The sequence below is a fragment of the Kribbella steppae genome (genome assembly GCF_004342025.1).
Classification (GTDB): Bacteria; Actinomycetota; Actinomycetes; order Propionibacteriales; family Kribbellaceae; genus Kribbella; species Kribbella steppae.
In genome coordinates this window covers 146474-164846 of the sequence record NZ_SLWN01000016.1, presented here as the reverse complement: position 1 = coordinate 164846, position 18373 = coordinate 146474, and the positions used below count along the sequence as shown (strand labels likewise).

Below are 18373 nucleotides of genomic sequence, written 5' to 3'. Positions count from 1 at the left end.
CCAACGACCGTGACCCCAGGTGAGTTCCGGCCTCAGGCGATCCCGACCGTGTCCCGATCACCTCGAGAGGTTCGTCATTCTGCCGACGTGGCCCCGTCGTCATCAGGCTGGATGAAGTCCGGATCGCCGCCCTCGTCGCCCGAGCGGGCACCGGCCTGGGCGAGGTGTGAGACCGACTCGAGCTCCGCGAGAACCGTCTGGTGCTGGTCGACGCACAGGACGACGAGATCACCCCGGTTGGAGCGGCCCAGCGCATGCCGGACCGCTTCCAGCTCGTCCAGCTCGATGTCGACCTGGCGGCAGCGCGCTCCGTTCTCCATCGCGGCGCGGACACCCTCCTCGACCAACCCCGCCGACTCACCGCGCTTGCGGCCGCGTAGCCGGACGTCCTCGCGGACGACGACCACGTCGAAGTGCTGAGCCGCGACCTCACCAAGCTCGCGCATGTCGTCGTCACGCCGGTCGCCGGCGGTCGCGACCACGCCGATCCGGGACGGTCGCCCGAGCTCCGACGACGCGTTGAGGCTTTCGCCGAGCCGGTCGACGAAGTCACCGAGCATCCGCATCGCGGGCGCGTTGTGGCAGTAGTCGACGATCACCGTCCGGCCGTCAACGTCGATCTCGTTCAACCGGCCGGGGGAGAGGTAGTACGACGTACTGAACGTCCGCAGGCCCTGCCGGATGTCATGGAGTGGCGCACCGGCGGCGAACGCGGCGGCCGCGGCGGCCATCGAGTTCTGCACGTTCATCATCGCCCGCCCGCCGAACGTTGCCGGCAGCAAGTGTGTCCAGGCCAGCTGCATCGACCGGCGGCCGTGCTTGACCACGATCATGTCGCCCAGGTCCGAGCGCTCCAGGACGACGGCCCGCCCACCACGCCGGCAGTGGCCCTCGATGTAGTCGCGCACCTCGCTGCCCGGCTCGGCCATGCTGAACCACACCACCTGGCCGGAACACTTCCGCCGCATCTTGCGCACCAACGGATCGTCCGCGTTCAGTACGGCGTACCCGGTCCGCGGCACCGCCTCGACGAGCACCGCCTTCACATCGGCCAATTGCTCGAGCGTGTCCACACCCCGCAGACCGAGGTGATCGGGCTGGATGTTGAGAACCACAGCCACGTCGTTGCGTTCGTAGCCGAGGCCCTCGCGCAGGATCCCACCGCGGGCCACCTCGAAGACGGCGAAGTCGACCCGGGGGTTCTGCAGGACCATCCGGGCGGACTTCGGCCCGGACGCGTCGGCCCGGATCACCAGCCGCTCGTCGATCACGATGCCGTCGGTCGACGTCATCCCGACCTTGCGACCGATGCCCTTGAAGACATGGCTGATCATCCGCGCGGTGGTGGTCTTGCCGTTCGTCCCGGTCACCGCGACGATCGGGATCCGGCTGGTCGCCCCCGGCGGGAACAGCATGTCGACCACCGGCTTGGCGATGTACTGCGGTTCGCCGATCGTCGGGTTGGTGTGCATCCGGAAGCCGGGTGCCGCGTTCACCTCGCAGATCGCGCCGCCGGTCTCGCGCACCGGCTGGGTGATGTCCGGGCAGATGAAGTCGATACCGGCGATGTCGAGCCCGATCATCCGGGCCGCCTCCTCGGCGATCTCGACGTTCTCCGGGTGGGCCTCGAAGGTCCGGTCGATCGAGATGCCGCCGGTGGACATGTTCCCGGTCAGCGTCAGCTTGACCATGGTGTCTTCCGGCGGTACGTCGTCCAGCTCGAACCCCTGGCTGCGGACCAGTTCGCGGGCGGCGTTGTTGATGGTGATCCGGGTCAGGATCTTCTCGTGCCCGACACCGCGGCGCGGGTCGGCGTTGGTGATGTCGACCAGCTCGGCCACGGTGTGGATGCCGTCACCGACCACGTGCGCGGGCACGCGTTCGGCGATCGCTTCCATCCGGCCGTTGATGATCAGGCAGCGATAGTCCTTGCCGGTGACGAAGTTCTCCACGATCACCCAGCCGCGACGGGACTGCTCGACCGCGATCGGGAACGCCTCGCGGACGGCGTCCGCGTCCTGCAGGTTCAGGCACACACCTCGGCCGTGGTTGCCGTCGAGCGGCTTGCACACGACCGGGTAGCCGATCTTGTTGGCGACCGTTACCGCGTCCTCGACGGTACGGACCGAGTCCGAGCGGGGTACCGGCAGACCGGCCGACGCCAGCAGGCGGGTGGTCAGGTCCTTGTCGCCGGCCACGTCGACCGCGATCGATCCGGTCTCCGACGTCATCGTGGCCCGGATCCGTTTGGCGTGCACACCCTGGCCGAGCTGCACCAGACTGGCCTTGTTCAGCCGGATCCACGGGATGTCGCGGGAGACCGCCTCGTCGACGATCGCCTGGGTCGACGGGCCGAAGGCGCTCCGCTCGGCCCGCTTGATGAACGTCTCCAGCTCGGTGGTGAAGTCGAAATCCGGCGTCGGCTGGACCAGGTAGTTCACGAACCGGATCGCCAGCTCACCGGCGGCCAGGCCGACACCCTCGTCGGCGTACGAGTAGACGATGTTGTAGCGGCCGGGCACGCCCTTGACCTGGCGGGTCTTGCCGCGGCGCATGTCGTGGCCGGCCTCCTGCTGGAGTTGCAGCGCGACGTGCTCGGCGATGTGACCGAGCCAGGTGCCCTCCTGCAGGCGCTCGATGAAGCCGCCCCTGCGACCCCGCGAACAGTGGTGCTGGTCGAGCCGGGGCAGGGCCTCGAGCAGCCGCTCGGAGAAGCCGGGGATGGTGTTCGAGGGGAAGTTCTCCAGCGAACCGAGATCGACGACGAGGTGGATGGCCGGGTCGTAGCTCCACATGTTCGGCCCGCGGTACACGCGGGTCTCGATGATCTTCAGGTCCGGGCTGGGGGTGCCGTGCGTGTCGGTCATGCGGGCTCACTGTCTGGTCGGGTGCGGTCGGGGGTGTCGAGTTCGGCGCCGGCCGTGATCGGCTCGGTCGCCTCCGGTCTGGACTCCCCGGCCGCGGTGGCCCGTTTGGACGCAGTGGCCGTCCGACGTCCCGCCCGCCGCTTACGGTCCGCGTAGTACTTGGGTGACACCCCCTCGGCGGCGATCTCCTTGGCCAGCTTGCGCAGATCCGCCTCCGCGGCCTGCATCTCGGCGATCTCCTCGGCCGGCGGCTGCGGCCCGTACGACAGCAGGACGCGCGCCTGCAGGTCGAACGTCGCGGTCGCGGGCAGCACATGCAATACGACGCCCGACGCCAGGATCGGCTCGGACCGCTTGGCGTGGTGTGCGTTCGACGTGATCCGGCTGCCGTCGAAGATCGTCACCGCACCACGGCCGACGACCTCCAGATGAGTCCCGCGTACGACGGCCGCGGTGTCCTCGTCCACGCCGATGCCGAGCAGACCGGGGGACTGGGCGACGAGCGACAGCAGCCGGCCGTACCGGTTCCGCTGGGCGAAGTGCTGGTCGACGATCGCGCCCTGGACCAGGCCGAGGCCACCGGCCAACTGGCTCATCCGCTGCCGCGGGGTCGCGCCGGACCGGCCGAAGGCGATCATGTGCTCGGCCAGGATGCTCGCGCCGGCCGACGTACCTCCGACCGCGGCACCGCGGGCGTGGGCGGCGGTGACGGCTCGCCCGAACGCCGTACCGGTGACGACACCGGCCAGCTTCAGCTGGTTGCCGCCGGTCATGAAGACACCGGTGGCGTTGTGCAGCGGCTCGATGAAGGCCGGGTCGTCGGCGTCCTCCCGGTTCTCCGGGCGGACGCCGACGACACTCTCGGCTCCGAGGGCGGCGAACAGCGCGTGGTAGACGTCGACGACATCCGGACCGAGCGCGGACGCGGTCGGGACGACCACGATCCGGGCCTTCGACCCGCCCGCCGCCTCGACGAACTCCTGCAGCACCGTCCGCTTCTTCAGCTTGTCCTCGGCCCCACCGATGGCGAACAGGGCCCCCGGCCCACCGCTCACCCCACCCTGCTGTTCAGACATAGCCGAAGGATAGGTGGCGACGACCCGTTACCGCTGGATCGGGTTGTCAGTGACCGAATGTGAGCCAGTTGAGGTTGACGAAGTCAGCGGGTTGGCCGCTGGTGAAGGTGATGTAGACGTCATGCACGCCGGTGACGCCGCTGATGTTGGCCGGGACGGTTCGCCAGGACTGCCAGCCACCGGTGTTGGCGACGGCGAAGCTGCCGATCGGGGCGTTCGAGCGACTGTCGAGGCGTACTTCGACCAGCCCGCTGACCCCACCGGCCGCACCGGACGCGACCCTGGCGATGAACTGGGTCGCGGCCGTGCTGCCGAAGTCGAGCCCGCGGTAGAGCGCCCAGTCGCCGTTGCCGATCTGCATCAGGTTCTGGCCGCCGCCGGTGTCCGTGGTGGTCTCGACGCCGATGCTGGACCGTTGGGTGGACGTCTCGGCCTGCACGGTGCTGTAGGCGCTGCCACCGCCGGGCGGAGGCGTGGTGGGCGGGGGAGTCGTGGGCGGAGTCGTGCCGCCGCCGCGGGATGTGACGGCAACGTAGTCAACGACCATCGGATGACCCGGGACAGTCTCAGGCCGTGGCGTCGGTCCGTTGAGGGCATCCGGGAAGGCGCCGCCGATGGCGACGTTCAGGAGGATGAAGTAGCCGGCGTGCGAGGTCATGTTCGTCCACGTGTCGGCAGGCAGTTGGCCCTGGCTGATCGAGTGGAACTGCTGCCCGTCGACGTACCAGCGCAACTGGTTCGGCGAGATGCTCGTGTCCCACTCGAATCGGTAGGTGTGGAACCCGGACTGGCAACTCGAGCCCGGGCACGCACGGCTGGCGCCGAGGCCGCTGGTCTCGTTGCACGGTCCGCCGGGATTCACGCCACAGTGCAGGACAGCCCAGACGGAATTGATCCCGTTGACGTTCTCCATGATGTCGAACTCGCCGATGCCCGGCCAGTTCCAGTAGTTCCCGCGGTACGGCGCTCCGAGCGCCCAGAACGCCGGCCAGTAGCCGAGGGCCGCGTTGCCGGTGACGTTCGGCATCTGGATCCGGCTCTCGATCGCGAGGACACCGCCGGCGGGCGGTTTGAAGTCGCTCTTGTGGGTCTCGATCCGGGCCGACGTCCAGTTGCCGGCCGCGTCGCGGCGGGGCGTGATGCGCAGGTTTCCGGAGCCGTCGAGAGCGAGGTTGTCGGTGCTGTTCGTGTAGTTCTGGATCTCGCCGGTACCCCAGTTCCCGGGGCCGCCCGGGTAGCCGTGGCCGGTGTCGATGATCCAGTTGGCGCTCGACGGCAGCGTGTTGCCGGGCCCGTCGAAGTCGTCACTCCAGACCGTGGTCCAGCCGGCCGGAGGCGGCGGCACGCTGGCTTGTGCCGCAACGGCCAAGGCGCCGGTGACGAGAAGTGGGGCAAGCAATGCGGTGAGCAAGGGGCGGGAACGCATAGCGACCTCCAGGGATTGGTGAGGTCAATGTGAGCGCTCTCATGGCTAGGTGTCAACAGCTCGTCACGGTCGGAGTTCAGTGCGTCCGGCGATAAACCGTCGTACTGCGCCGGACCCGCATGCCGAGGCGTTCGTACATGCCGAGGGCGCCGGTCCCGGAATGCGTCCAGAGGATGCAGTCACGCCGGCCGAGCCGGTGGAACTCGGCGCAGGTGTCGTCGAGCATCGCCCGCGCCACGCCGTTGCCCCGCTGATCCGCGCGGACGGCGAGCTGCTGGACGTACCCCTCATCGGTCTCCGGGAGGTCGAGCGCGATCACGGCTCCGATGAGCTCGTCATCGGCGTACGCCAGCGTTGAGGCGTCCGGGCGGAAGGTGGATCGCTCCACGGTCAGCCGCGACCATTCGTCGTACGACTTCCGCCGCTGCTGGAACTCGGAGAACGCCCCCTCGATCAGCTCGTACACCTCGTGCGCCCTCGCCTCGTCGTACCGGCTGAGCGTGACGCCGGCCGGCACATTCCGCGGTCCAGGGGTCGTGATCGGGCGTTCCAGCAGCCAGTTGGTCGCGAGCACCTCGTAGCCGCGCGAGCGCAGCAGGTCGGTCCCGGCCTTGTCCGCGTCGTCCACGGCCTGCGCCAGCCATTCGCTGCCTTCCTCGCGCGACCGCCCTTCCGCCCAGTCGAGCAGCGCGGTTCCGATCCCGAGCCCCCAGTACGACGGATGCACGTCGATCTGAGCGCGTTTGGCCAGGTGCAGCCAGGCCCACCCGGCCAGGTCACCGTTGGCGGCCTCGACGAGGAGCGTGTCGCGCTCACGGTCCAGCTCGGGTCGCTGCAGATCCGCCGCGACCGCGTCCGCCGCGACCTCGGCCCGGCCGTGCCACCGGATCTCGCCCGCGGCCATCAGCCGATAGATCGCGTCGGCGTCATCTATCGTCGCGGAGCGGCTCGCGAACCCCTGCGGCAGCATGTCTCGATCATGGCGCACCCGCGGGGAAAATCCCGCGAACGGTCAGGTCGGATTGTCCGCGTCGGCGGCTTCCACTTCCTCGCGGCTGATGCCCAGCAGGTACAGGATCGTGTCCAGGTAGGGGTGACTCAGATGCGTGTCGGCCGCCGCCTGGACGACCGGCTTGGCGTTGAAGGCGACCCCGAGCCCAGCCGCCGCGAGCATGTCGAGGTCGTTGGCGCCGTCACCGATCGCGACCGTCTGGGACAGCGGCGTACCGGACTTCGCCGCGAACCGGCGCAGCGCGACCGCCTTGCCGGCCCGGTCGACGATGTCGCCGATCACCCGGCCGGTGAGCTTGCCGTCGACGATCTCCAGTTCGTTCGCCGTGGCGTAGTCGATGCCGAGGTCGGCGGCCAGCTTGTCGGTGATCTGGCTGAAGCCGCCGCTGACGATGGCGAACTGGTACCCGAGCCGCTTCAGCGTCCGCACCAGGGTGCGCGCGCCGGGCGCCAGCTCGATCGCGCGGTACACCTCGTCCAGCGCGGACTCGGGCAGACCTTTCAGCTGGGCGACCCGGTGGTGCAGGGACTCGGCGAAGTCGAGCTCGCCGCGCATCGCCTGTTCGGTGACCGCGGCAACTTCTTCCAGTCGGCCGGCGTGCCCGGCGAGCATCTCGATGACCTCGCCCTGGATCAGCGTCGAGTCGACATCCATCACGATCAGCCGCTTGGCCCGCCGGTACAGCCCGCCGGCCTGGACGGCGACGTCCAGTTTCTGCCGCACTCCCTCCAGGGCGAGCACGGTCCGCAGCGCCTCCGGATCGGCACCCGAGACCGCGATCTCCATCGCGGTCACCGGGTAGCGCGCCATCCGGCTGATCCGGTCGATGTTCGCGCCGGTGTCGGCGATCCGGCCGGCGATGGCGGCCAGCCCGGCGGCGGTCAGCGGGTGACCGATCACCGTCACCTGGCTACGGCCCTGGCGCCGGGGCTCGTTGTCGCCGATGCCCTTCTTCACCGAGATGTCGACGTCGAGGACCGTCCCGAGCGCCTTCAGTTCCTCTTTGAGGTCCTTGTGATCGCGTGGCACGGACACCAGCACACCGAGCACCAGGCGACCCCGGAGGACCACCTGTTCGGCATCGATCACCTCGAGCCCGCGGGTGGCGAGCGTCGAGAGCACAGCGGAGGTCAGGCCCGGGCGGTCAGTACCGGTCAACGTGACCAGCAGCGTCGGGCGATCGGGCGTTGTCGTCTCGAGCTCAGCCTGTCCAGTCATGGCAGCACGAACGGTACCTAAACCAGTTCAGTCGTGAACCGGCGGTCCACATGCCGCGACGAGGGCGCGGCGGGCGGCGGCGGCCAGATCCGTCAGCGTACGGCGGCGGGCGTCGGCCTCGGCGCCGGTGACCGCGGCACCGTCGTCCTCGAGCGCCGCATCGGCGATGGCGAGACACCGGCGAGCGGTGGCGGCGGTCTTCACCGCGCGGGGTTGGTAGCCGGGAGCAAGGTCGTCGTTGCGTCCGCTGCCGATCTTGCGGATGTCGATCAGTGCGTCCGCGATCTCCGGCTTCCACCGCGCGACGTCCAGGGCCGCGAGCGACTCGGCCGCCTCGATCAACGCCAGCCGCAGGCCACGGTCCGCCTCACCGATGTCGGCCGGCGGCGGACTCGTCGCCGCCATCACGGTCCACTGCACGGCCGGACCGACGTACGCCGGAACGAGCCCGACCTCGGCGCCCGTCAGGACGACGGCCTCACCCGTTTCGAGCGCGGCCTCGTTGAAGGTCGGCGGCCCGGCCAGTCCGATCGGATCGCCCGGAACCGGCAGGGCGAGATGGGCCTCCTTCGCGCCCGCCGCGCGTAACAGATTGAGTGCGACCGGCAGCGTCGCCGGCGCCGGATGCGCGGCCAAGCCGGCGACATGGTGCCCGACATCGTCGCCGAGGATCTTCAGGGCAGCGGTGTCCGGGTCACAGGATCCGGTCAGCATCGCGTTGGTCCACACGGTGAACCGAAGCGAGGCGGAGGTCGTCAACACGCCCGCCAGTCTCCCACCACGCTGGTCGCCGCACGACATCAGCAGGCCGCGCGCGGCTGTGGGCGAGCGACCCCGTAGGTTTTGGGCATGACTGCAGTGGTGGAGCTGGCCGGGGTGTCGATCGTTCGTGGTGGGGCGCTGCTGCTCGACGGGATCGACTGGACCGTCGACGAGGCCGACCGGTGGGTGGTGATCGGCCCGAACGGCGCCGGCAAGACGACGCTGCTGCAGATCCTCGCGGCACAGATCCACCCGACCTCCGGTGTCGCCGGACTGCTCGGCGAGGTGCTCGGTGCGGTCGACGTGTTCGAGCTGCGGCCGCGGATCGGACTGACCAGTGCCGCTCTCGCGGACCGGCTTCCCCGCGGCGAACGCGTGTCGGACGTCGTGGTCTCCGCGTCGTACGCCGTACTCGGTCGCTGGCGGGAGGAGTACGACGAACTGGACCACCAGCGGGCCAAGGAGCTGCTGACGGAGCTGGGTATCGGACACCTCGGCGACCGGACGTTCGGCACCTTGTCCGAGGGCGAGCGCAAGCGCGTCCAGATCGCCCGCGCGCTGATGACCGACCCCGAGCTGATGCTGATGGACGAGCCCGCGGCCGGCCTCGATCTCACCGGTCGCGAGCAGTTGGTTCGCTCACTCAGCTCGATCGCGACCGCGGCCGGTGCACCGGCGATGGTCCTCGTCACCCACCACGTCGAGGAAGTCCCGCCCGGCTTCACCCACGCCCTGCTGCTGAAGCGTGGCCGCATCGTCTCGGCCGGCCCGATCGACGAGGCCCTCACCTCCGAAAGCCTCAGCGAGACGTTCGACCTGGCCCTCTCGCTCAAGCAGGAAGACGGCCGCTACACCGCCCGCGCCCTCTGACCGGGATCCCGCAGCGAACAGGGCGCGTCCAATAACCGACCAAGGGCCCCGAATCGTGGATAGGCTTGGCAGATGATGGATTGGCTGCGGGACAACAGCTGGGCGGCGTGGCTGACAGTTGCCGCCGCCCTCGGTCTGGCCGAACTGGCGTCACTCGACTTCACCCTGCTGATGCTGGCGGCCGGTGCGCTGACCGCCGCCGGGGTGAGCGCCGTCTTCCCAGGACTGCTCTGGCTGCAGATCGTGGTCGGACTGATCACCGCCGCCGCGATGCTGGTCGCGATTCGTCCGCTGCTGGCCCGCAAGTTCCATCACGGCCCCGAGCTGAAGACCGGCTCCGCGCACGTCATCGGCCGCACCGGCACCGTGGTCAAGGAGATCCACCCGGACGGCGGCGGTTCGATCCGGATCGGTGGTGACCTGTGGACCGCCCGCCCGTTCGACGAGGTGTCCACGATCCAGCCGGGTACGCGGGTGGAGATCATGTCGATCGACGGCGCCACCGCCGTCGTCTATCCGGTCGGCGATTCGCTCCACCAGCTCAGCGACCCGCGGCCCAACCAGGACCCGAATCCCACCGACCCGCCGCAGAGCTGACGCCCTCCCGGCGGCCCGCAGTTGAGCGGTGCTGAGTTCGCAGTACTGTCGGTTACGGGAGGACGACAGAAGTACCTGCGCGATCAGGCAGCCGACGCGCCGGGGAACCGGTACGGCGAGTGGACCGTCGATAGGAAAGACTGTCCGTCCTGAGGGTTCTGTCGAGTGGAGGGTCTAGTGACCGCGTTCCTCGTAGTGTTGGCATTGGTCGCCTTGCTGGTGATCGTCACACTGATCAAGTCTGTCCGGGTGGTGCAGCAGCAGACCGTCGGGATCGTCGAGCGATTCGGTAAGTTCAAGACCGGTTTGCAGCCCGGTCTGAACCTGCTGACGCCGTTCGTCGACAAGGTTCGCTACACCATCGACATGCGCGAGCAGGTCGTCGCATTCCCGCCGCAGGGCGTCATCACCGAGGACAACCTGATGGTGTCGATCGACTCCGTCATCTATTTCCAGGTGAACGACCCGGTCCGGGCCACGTACGAGATCTCCAACTACATCCAGGCGATCGAGCAGCTGACCATGACGACGCTGCGCAACATCATCGGTGGCATGGACCTGGAGCAGACGCTGACCTCTCGTGAGGAGATCAACGAGAAGCTCCGGTACGTGCTGGACGAGGCGACCGGCAAGTGGGGGATCCGGGTCAACCGGGTCGAGCTGCGCTCGATCGACCCGCCGCCGTCGATCCAGGACTCGATGGAGAAGCAGATGCGCGCCGACCGCGACAAGCGCGCCGCGATCCTGACCGCCGAGGGTATGCGGCAGTCCGCCGTTCTGTCGGCCGAGGGCCAGAAGCAGTCCGCGATCCTCACCGCCCAGGGTGACCGGGAGTCCCGGATCCTGCGCGCACAGGCCGAGCGGGAGGCCCGGATCCTGAAGGCCCAGGGTGAGGCGCAGGCCATCACCACGGTCTTCAACGCGATCCACGCCGGCAAGCCGGACCAGGGTCTGCTCGCCTACCAGTACCTGCAGATGCTCCCGTCGATCGCTCAGGGCGACGCGAACAAGCTGTGGATCGTGCCGAGCGAGATCGGCGACGCGCTCAAGGGTCTCGGCAGTGCGGTCGGCCAGGTGGCCGGTATCCCGCAGAAGGCCGAGGGTTCCTGGCAGGCGCCGGAGCTCGCCGACGGCCACGCGCCCGAGATCGAGCGCGCCACGGACGGCACGCCCGACGCGGCCTTGGCCGAGGCCGACAACGCGGTCGCGGAAGCGATCGCCGCCGCGAAGAACGCGGCCGTCAGCACCCGCAGCCAGCAGCAGGTGCCGCCCGCGGTCAGCCAGAACTCGGAGCCTCCGGTTCCGCCGTCGCCCGAGCCGCCGCTCGAGCGCTGAACACACTGAAAGACAGAGCCTTCCCAGGGCGACCTGGGAAGGCTTTGTGCTGTCCGGCAGACCCAGGGTGCCGGTGTAACGATCGAAGGTTGCCTGCTCAACGGACGGACTGCTGAGCGGACCGACCGGTCAGGTGCGTAAAGTCTGGCATCGATGACATGGTTCGAGGCGCTGTTCGTCCTGGTGGCGGGGGTAGGCGCGGGCACGATCAACGCTGTGGTGGGGTCGGGCACGCTGTTGACCTTCCCTGCATTACTTGCCGTCGGCATCCCGCCGGTGCTCGCCAACGTCAGCAACAGCGTCGGTCTGGCACCGGGCACGGCGGCCGGTGCGATCGGCTACCGGCGTGAGCTCGAGGGCCAGCGCGGCCGGATGATCCGGCTGATGCCGGCCTCGCTGGTCGGTGGCATCGTCGGGGCGGTTCTGCTGCTGACCCTGCCCGACTCCGCGTTCCATGCCGTCGTACCGGTGCTGATCCTGCTCGGTTGTCTGCTGGTCGCCCTGCAGCCGTGGCTGAAGAACTGGATCAGTGTCCCCGCGCACGCTCACCGCGGTGCGTGGTGGGTGATCCCGGCGGTGTTTGCCACCGGCATCTACGGCGGGTACTTCGGTGCCGCCCAGGGCGTGCTGCTGATGGCGATCCTCGGGCTCGGCCTGGATCCGGACCTGCAGCGGATGAACGGTCTGAAGAACGTCCTCGCGACCGTCGTGAACACGGTCGCCGCGGTGCTGTTCATCATCGTCGCCGACGTGGACTGGCTGGCGGCCGGTTTGATCGCGGTCGGCTCCACCTTCGGCGGTTTCCTCGGCGCCCGCTACGGCCGCAAGCTCCCGCCGGTCGCGCTGCGCATCCTGATCGTCTGCATCGGCATCGTCGCCATCGTCACGATGGTGTTCTGACCTCGAGGCCCGCCAGCAGCAGGTCCAGGCCGTAGTCGAACTGGTCGTCGCCGCCTGTGGTCCGGGCCAGTTCCGGGGCGAGCTCGACGACCGACGGGAAGTCCCGCGCCGAGAGCGACTCCATCGTCGTCCGGAGACGTCGCCACGAATCGGGATCCCGTCGTTCGGCGGCCATCTGGATCTCCCAGGACGTTGCCCCGAGCACGTAGGTGAACAAGGTGGTGTGCGTCCGGGCCGCCGTCTCCGGGTCGAACCCGGCGGCCCGCAGGACTCCGAGCAGTCCCTCCGCGACCCGCGCTGTCTCGTGACCGCTCAACGGGCGGCCCGCCAGTAGTTGCGCAAGGCAAGGGTGCTGGAGCATCAGCAACCGCAGGCTCCGGCACACCGCACGCACCTGGTCGGGCCACGCCACATCCTGCGGTACGGCGGGCAGCAGACCCATCAGGTGGTCGCGGACGGCGTCGTAGAGATCGTCCTTGTTGCGGAAGTAGGTGTAGAGCGCCATCGGGCCGACACCGAGCTCCGCGGCCACCCCGCGCAGGCTGAACGCATCGGTGCCCTTCGACTCCATCAGGTCGAGCGCGGTTCGCACGATCAGCTCGGAGCTGAGGGTGTTGCGCGGCGTTCGTGCCATGTGACGCACCTCCCTTCGACATCCATAACGTACAGTGTATAGTACGGTGTATGCGAGCGATAGAGATCACCGAGTTCGGCGGGCCCGAGGTCCTCAAGATCAGCGACGTTCCGGAGCCGGTCGCCGGTGAGGGACAGGTGCTGATCACCGTGGATCGCGCCGGTATCAATTACGCGGACACCCACCAGGTGGAGAACAGCTACCTGTCGAAGACCGAGCTGCCGCTGATCCCGGGCGGTGAGGTCGTCGGCCGTACGGCGGATGGCCGTCGTGTGGTCGCACTCGTCGGTTCCGGCGGGTACGCCGAGCAGGCTGTGGCGCACGCGCCGTACGCCTTCGACGTACCGGAAGGTGTCAGTGATGGCGCAGCGCTCGCGCTGGTGTTGCAGGGCACCACGGCCTGGCACCTGCTGAAGACGTCCACGCATCTCCAGCCTGGTGAGTCCGTGCTGGTGCACGCCGGTGCCGGTGGTGTCGGGTCCCTCGCCGTACAGCTCGCGAAGCTGTGGGGTGCCGGTCGGGTGATCGCGACCGCATCCAGCGAGGAGAAGCGCAAGCAGGTGCTCGAGCTCGGTGCCGATGCGGCGATCGACGGTGAGCCGGAAGGTCTGAAGGACCGCATCCTCGAGGCGAACGGCGGCAAGCCGGTCGACATCGTGCTGGAGATGGTCGGCGGACCGACGTTCGACGAGTCGTTCGCCGCACTCGCTCGCTTCGGCCGCCTGGTGACCTTCGGTGCCGCTTCCCGCCAGGCTGCCGCGCCGATCGATTCGAGCCGGCTGATGAAGGGCTCGAAGACGATCGCCGGCTTCTGGCTGGCCGACTGCTTCGGGAATCCCGCCCTGCTGGGCGACCCGCTGGCCGAGCTGTTCGACCTGACGGAGACCGGCAAGCTCACCCCGATCGTCGGTGGCGAGTACGCCCTGTCTGATGTCGCCTCTGCCCACGAAGATCTGCGAGCCCGCCGGACCGTCGGCAAGCTCGTCCTCGACCCCACCCGCTGATCCCTCCGCGGATCTCGCCCTCCCCAGGAGAACACTGACAATGACGATCGCAGTAGAGAAGGTTCTGTACACCGCCAAGGCGACGGCCCAGGGTGGTCGCGACGGCAAGGTCGCCACGAACGACGGCAAGCTGGACGTCGTCGTCGCGCCGCCCGTCGAGATGGGCGGCGGTGGCAAGGGCACCAACCCCGAGCAGCTGTTCGCGGCCGGTTACGCGGCCTGCTTCCACAGCGCGCTCAAGCTGGTCGCGCGCAAGACCCGCCAGGACGCCGACGGCTCGACCGTCACCGCCGAGGTCGGCATCGGCCCGATCAACGGCGGCGCCGGCTACGGCCTGGAGGTCGTGCTCGAGGTGAGCCTGCCCGGCGTCGACCGCGCCATCGCCGAGGAGCTGGTCGCCAAGGCCCACGAGGTCTGCCCGTACTCCAACGCCACCCGCGGCAACATCAAGGTCGACCTCAAGGTCGCCTGAGCTCTCACACCGAGAGCGGCAGCGAACCCCTGGGAACCTGACGGTCCCGGGGGTTCAGTCCATCCGGGCCAGGGCTTCCTTCAGCAGGGTCTCGGTCTGCGACACCGGGGCCGCCGCGATGGTGAGGGCTTCCATGATCGCGACGTACTCGTCGACCTCTTCGAGCTTGTCGAGGTACAGCGCGCTGGCCGCGTGCTCGATGTAGACGATGTCCGGCAAGTCGCCCTCGGGGAACCGCAGGATGCTGAACGCACCGCCCGCGCCCGGGTAGCCGACGCTGCTGAACGGCATGATCTGCAAGGTGATGTTCGGCTGCTGCGCCCACTTCATCAGGTGCTCGATCTGGGCCCGCATGATGTCCTCACCGCCGACCGGGCGACGCAGCACAGACTCGTCGATGACCACCCAGAGGCGGGCCGGGTTCACCCGGTTCAGGATCTGCTGCCGGGTCACCCGCAGGGCGACCCGCTGCTCGATCTCTTCCGCGGGGAGATACGCCCTGCCCATCTGTACGACGGCCCGCGCGTACTCCTCGGTCTGCATCAGCCCCGGGACGAACATCACCTCGTAGGTCCGGATCAGCGTCGCCGCGACCTCCAGGCCGACGTAGTTGGTGAACCAGCTCGGCATCACGTCGCCGTACCGGGACCACCAGCCGGGGTTGTTCGCCGCCCGGGCCAGCTCCATCAGCCGGAAGCGTTCGACCTCGTCCTGCATGCCGTAGAGCTCGAGCAGGTCGCTGACGTCGCGTTCCTTGAACCCGACCCGGCCGAGTTCCATCCGGCTGACCTTGGACTCGGAGGCGCGGATCTGCCAGCCGGCGTCGGCACGGCTGATCCCGGCCTGCTCCCGCATCCGCCGCAGCTGTCCGCCGAGCATGATCCGGAGAGCGGTCGGTCCACCGTCTCCACCAGACACCGTCACTTCCGCACCCACGCCCTCGCCTCGCTCGGGGTTGGCGGGGAGACCCCGCACCCCGTCCACTCACCCATTTCAGCCCGCGATGCTACCGCCTGTCCACGCCAACTGGCGGTAAGCCGCTCACTAAGTTACTCCGGGTACGCCGCCGCGGCCGCCTGGTTAGAGTGGCGGGCATGAAGAACGAGATCAGCGTGGTGGACGCCAAGGAGCGGAACCGCTACGAAGCAGTCGACTCGGACGGCAACCTGATGGGCTTCGTCGACTACAAGCTGCACCCCGGTGTCATCACCTTCTTGCATGCTGAGACGCTGCCCGCTTTCCGCGGCCGCGGCGTGGCCGGCCGGATCGCCACGAAGTCGCTCGACGACGCGCGGGCCCTCGGGCTGCGGGTCAAGCCGGCCTGCCCGTTCTACCAGGACTACCTCGCCGAGCACACCGAGTACGCCGACCTCGTGAAGCGGGAGGCCCCATGACCGGGCCGGTGCTGGGCAAGATCGAGTGGCGACCTGCCGCCGAGGTGCCGGAACTGCTGGCCGAGCCGGTCCGCGACGGTCTCGGATCGATCCCGGGCTACGCGGCCGCGATCGATCCCGGCCTGGCCGACACGGCCGCGTTCTGCGCGGAGTACGACGTACCGATGGCCGCGTCGGCGAACTGCGTGATCGTCCACGGCAAGCGAGCCGGTGAGTCGACGTACGCCGCGGTGATGGTGCTCGCCACCCACCGGGCGGATGTGAACGGCGTGATCCGCAAGCACCTCGGGGTCCGGAAGATCTCGTTCGCCGCACAGGACGACGCGGTCAGCACGACCAGGATGGAGTACGGCGGCATCACGCCGATCGGACTGCCCGCGGACTGGCCGGTGCTGGTCGACGCGGCGGTCGCGAACGCCGGACCGGTCGTGATCGGCAGCGGTATCCGCGCCTCGAAGTTGCTCGTCGACGGCGCCGACCTCGCCAAGCTCTCCACCGCCGAAGTGCTGGAACTCGCCTCGCATTTAGGGTAGCCCGCGTGGGTTCACTGCTGATCGCCGGTACGACGTCCGACGCGGGTAAGACGACCGTGGTGACCGGGCTGTGCCGGTGGCTGGCGCGGCAGGGTGTGCGGGTGGCGCCGTACAAGGCACAGAACATGTCGAACAACTCGATGGTCTGTGCCGACGGCGCCGAGATCGGCCGGGCCCAGTGGATCCAAGCCGTCGCCGCCGGTGCCGAGCCGGAGGCCGCCATGAATCCGGTGCTGCTCAAACCCGGCAGCGATCGCCGGAGCCACGTCGTGCTGATGGGCGAGCCGTGGGGTGAGCTCACCGCGCGCGGATTCCTGACCGAGCGGGCCGAGCTGGCCAAGGCCGCCTTCGCGGCGTACGACGACCTGGCGTCCAGGTATGACGTGGTGATCAGCGAGGGCGCGGGCAGCCCGACAGAGATCAACCTGCGGCAGTCGGACTACGTCAACATGGGCCTTGCCCAGCACGCCCAGGCGCCGGTGGTCGTTGTCGGTGACATCGATCGCGGGGGAGTGTTCGCGTCGATGTTCGGCACGGTTGCGCTGCTGGACGCCTCGGATCAGGCGCTGCTCAGCGGATTCCTGGTGAACAAGTTCCGCGGTGACGTGTCGCTGCTCCAGCCGGGGATTGACATGCTGGCGTCCGCGACCGGCCGGCCGACGTACGGCGTACTCCCGTGGCTGCCCGAGCTCTGGTTGGACTCCGAGGATGCGCTGGACATTCCGGTACGACGGACTTCGTCGGCCGATGTGCTCACCGTCGCCGTCGTCCGGTTCCCGCGGATCAGCAATTTCACCGATCTGGACGCGCTCGCCGTCGAGCCGACGAACAGTGTGTTCTTCACGACCAGCCCGGCGGAGGTGCGTGACGCGGATCTCGTCGTACTGCCGGGATCGCGGGCGACCGTGGCGGACTTGCAGTGGTTGCGGGAGCACCGGCTGGCCGATGCGGTGGCCGCTCGGGTCGCGGCCGGACGTCCGGTGCTGGGGATCTGTGGTGGGTATCAACTGCTCGGTGGGACGATCTCGGATCCGCAGGGTGTCGAGGGTGGTGGCGAGCACACCGGCCTCGGGTTGTTGCCGGTAGCAACGTCGTTCGCCGCCGAGAAGGTGCTGGCCCGGCCGGCGCGGACGGCGTACGAGATCCATCATGGTGTCGTGACGGTCGTGGGGGAGGCGGCCGACTTCCCGGGTGGGTGCCGGGTCGGGACAACCTGGGGGACGATCTGGCACGGGTTACTCGATGAGGATGCGGCGCGGCATGCGTTCCTGACCGAGGTCGGCGAGTTGACCGGCAAGCCGGCGCCGGACGGCACCGTCTCGTTCGCCGCGCTTCGTGAGGCTCGCCTCGATCGGCTCGCCGACGCCATCGACGCGTATGCCGACACCTCGGCGCTGATGAAGCTGATCGAGCACGGTCCCAGTGCGCAGCGGTTCATCCCGCCGGGTGCGCCGGAGACTGTCTGACGATCCGGCTACTGTCCTCGGCATGACGGATCCATTGGCGACCGAGCTGCAGAAGTACCTCCAGGCCACGCGTGCGTTGCTGCTGGCGAAACTGGACGGGCTGTCCGAGTACGACAGACGCCGCCCGCTGGTGCCGTCGGGGACCAACCTGCTCGGCCTGGTCAAGCACCTCGTCGGGGTCGAGTACGTCTACCTCGGGACGAGCGTGGGCCGCCCACCGGAGAAGCAGTTGCCGTGGGAGGAGGACGGCTCGGTGTGGGAAGGCGCCGACATGTGGGCCCTGCCGTCCGAGAGCACGGCGTACATCACCGACCTCTACAAACAGGCCTGCGCACACGGCGACCGGAGTATCGCCGAGCTCCCGCTGGACACCCCGGCGGAGGTCCCGCACTGGGCCGAGGGGAAGCGCACTACGACGTTCGGCGCCCTGCTGGTCCGTGTTGTCGACGAGACCGCCCACCACGCCGGCCACGCCGACATCGTCCGCGAGCTGATCGACGGCCAGGGCGGTGCCGACGCCGACATGATGGACGAAGCCGGCTGGACCGAGTTCTACACCAAGATCCAGCACGCCGCGGAAAGCTTCCGCGTCTAATCCCGTCCTCCACCTACCCACCCGCACCCCGGGCGCGAACCCTACGCTGCTGTTCGGCTGAGGGTGCCCGGTGAGGTGTCTCGTCAGTCGTGGATGCAGTGGTTCGCCTCTACGCAAGCCCGACAGCGCCACGGTGCTCATGCCAAGGCTCGGATAGCGAACCGGTGGCTCCTGCGTTCGACGTGGCGCCAAACCTGCGGTGTGTCGCCACG

General features: G+C 68.8%; 18 protein-coding genes. 10 read left to right on the top strand and 8 right to left on the bottom strand.

Features of this window, described 5'->3' with window-relative positions; all coding sequences use genetic code 11:
• Positions 1 to 74 precede the first annotated feature (74 nt).
• From cphA to EV652_RS36545, 6 genes are all read right to left on the bottom strand, one after another.
• Entirely contained in the window at positions 75 to 2867 is a 2793-nt protein-coding gene (gene cphA, locus EV652_RS36570; RefSeq protein WP_132214152.1) for a cyanophycin synthetase, read from the bottom strand.
• Positions 2864 to 3943: a cyanophycinase gene (locus tag EV652_RS36565; protein ID WP_132214150.1), complete on the bottom strand. Its 1080-nt coding sequence runs from the start codon at positions 3941 to 3943 to the stop codon at positions 2864 to 2866. The genes cphA and EV652_RS36565 overlap by 4 nt, the downstream gene beginning before the upstream one ends.
• A gap of 46 nt (positions 3944 to 3989) precedes the next feature.
• Positions 3990 to 5369 carry a carbohydrate-binding protein gene (locus EV652_RS36560; RefSeq protein ID WP_132214148.1) on the bottom strand — a complete coding sequence of 460 codons (1380 nt, stop codon included), beginning with the start codon at positions 5367 to 5369 and terminating at the stop codon, positions 3990 to 3992.
• A 76-nt stretch (positions 5370 to 5445) separates the two neighbouring features.
• On the bottom strand, positions 5446 to 6339 hold the full coding sequence (locus EV652_RS36555) for a GNAT family N-acetyltransferase (protein WP_132214146.1): 894 nt from the start codon (positions 6337 to 6339) through the stop codon (positions 5446 to 5448).
• Positions 6340 to 6381: 42 nt separating this feature from the next.
• Positions 6382 to 7599, bottom strand: coding sequence for a phosphoserine phosphatase SerB (gene serB, locus EV652_RS36550; RefSeq protein ID WP_132214144.1), 1218 nt, complete (start codon positions 7597 to 7599; stop codon positions 6382 to 6384).
• Positions 7600 to 7626: 27 nt separating this feature from the next.
• Positions 7627 to 8361 (bottom strand): Rv1486c family protein, encoded by a 735-nt coding sequence (locus EV652_RS36545; protein WP_132214142.1) that lies wholly within the window; start codon positions 8359 to 8361, stop codon positions 7627 to 7629.
• Positions 8362 to 8448: 87 nt separating this feature from the next.
• Here EV652_RS36545 and EV652_RS36540 point away from each other — a divergent pair, with 87 nt between their 5' ends.
• The 4 genes from EV652_RS36540 to EV652_RS36525 all read left to right on the top strand — a co-directional run bounded on the left by EV652_RS36540 (position 8449) and on the right by EV652_RS36525 (position 12063).
• Complete coding sequence (locus EV652_RS36540) at positions 8449 to 9231, top strand: ABC transporter ATP-binding protein (RefSeq protein ID WP_132214140.1); 783 nt, start codon at positions 8449 to 8451, stop codon at positions 9229 to 9231.
• A gap of 72 nt (positions 9232 to 9303) precedes the next feature.
• On the top strand, positions 9304 to 9828 hold the full coding sequence (locus EV652_RS36535; RefSeq protein WP_132214138.1) for an NfeD family protein: 525 nt from the start codon (positions 9304 to 9306) through the stop codon (positions 9826 to 9828).
• A 177-nt stretch (positions 9829 to 10005) separates the two neighbouring features.
• A complete protein-coding gene (locus EV652_RS36530; protein ID WP_132214136.1) occupies positions 10006 to 11163 on the top strand; it encodes an SPFH domain-containing protein in 1158 nt (385 codons plus the stop codon).
• A gap of 153 nt (positions 11164 to 11316) precedes the next feature.
• Positions 11317 to 12063, top strand: coding sequence for a sulfite exporter TauE/SafE family protein (locus EV652_RS36525; RefSeq protein ID WP_132214134.1), 747 nt, complete (start codon positions 11317 to 11319; stop codon positions 12061 to 12063).
• Here EV652_RS36525 and EV652_RS36520 read toward each other — a convergent pair.
• Positions 12047 to 12697, bottom strand: a complete 651-nt coding sequence (locus tag EV652_RS36520) for a TetR/AcrR family transcriptional regulator (RefSeq protein ID WP_132214132.1) — start codon at positions 12695 to 12697, stop codon at positions 12047 to 12049. The two genes, EV652_RS36525 and EV652_RS36520, sit on opposite strands and share 17 nt — an antisense overlap.
• A gap of 50 nt (positions 12698 to 12747) precedes the next feature.
• On the opposite strand from EV652_RS36520, the gene EV652_RS36515 reads away from it, so the two are divergent.
• Both EV652_RS36515 and EV652_RS36510 read left to right on the top strand, forming a co-directional pair.
• A complete protein-coding gene (locus EV652_RS36515; RefSeq protein WP_132214130.1) occupies positions 12748 to 13701 on the top strand; it encodes a quinone oxidoreductase family protein in 954 nt (317 codons plus the stop codon).
• Between the two features lie 40 nt (positions 13702 to 13741).
• Positions 13742 to 14173, top strand: a complete 432-nt coding sequence (locus EV652_RS36510; protein ID WP_132214128.1) for an organic hydroperoxide resistance protein — start codon at positions 13742 to 13744, stop codon at positions 14171 to 14173.
• A 54-nt stretch (positions 14174 to 14227) separates the two neighbouring features.
• Here the strand turns inward: EV652_RS36510 and EV652_RS36505 are convergent, their stop codons facing one another.
• A complete protein-coding gene (locus EV652_RS36505) occupies positions 14228 to 15109 on the bottom strand; it encodes a Sco1979 family transcriptional regulator (protein ID WP_500784505.1) in 882 nt (293 codons plus the stop codon).
• A gap of 158 nt (positions 15110 to 15267) precedes the next feature.
• Between EV652_RS36505 and EV652_RS36500 the strand changes: the two genes are divergently transcribed.
• From EV652_RS36500 to EV652_RS36485, 4 genes are read left to right on the top strand one after another with little or no spacing between them, the layout of a single operon-like run.
• Positions 15268 to 15567, top strand: coding sequence for a GNAT family N-acetyltransferase (locus EV652_RS36500; protein ID WP_132214126.1), 300 nt, complete (start codon positions 15268 to 15270; stop codon positions 15565 to 15567).
• Positions 15564 to 16100, top strand: coding sequence for a YbaK/EbsC family protein (locus EV652_RS36495; protein ID WP_132214124.1), 537 nt, complete (start codon positions 15564 to 15566; stop codon positions 16098 to 16100). Before EV652_RS36500 ends, EV652_RS36495 begins: the two co-directional genes overlap by 4 nt.
• A 5-nt stretch (positions 16101 to 16105) precedes the next feature.
• Positions 16106 to 17566 carry a cobyric acid synthase gene (locus tag EV652_RS36490; RefSeq protein WP_132214122.1) on the top strand — a complete coding sequence of 487 codons (1461 nt, stop codon included), beginning with the start codon at positions 16106 to 16108 and terminating at the stop codon, positions 17564 to 17566.
• A gap of 22 nt (positions 17567 to 17588) precedes the next feature.
• Positions 17589 to 18161 (top strand): DinB family protein, encoded by a 573-nt coding sequence (locus tag EV652_RS36485; RefSeq protein ID WP_132214120.1) that lies wholly within the window; start codon positions 17589 to 17591, stop codon positions 18159 to 18161.
• Positions 18162 to 18373: the final 212 nt, after the last annotated feature.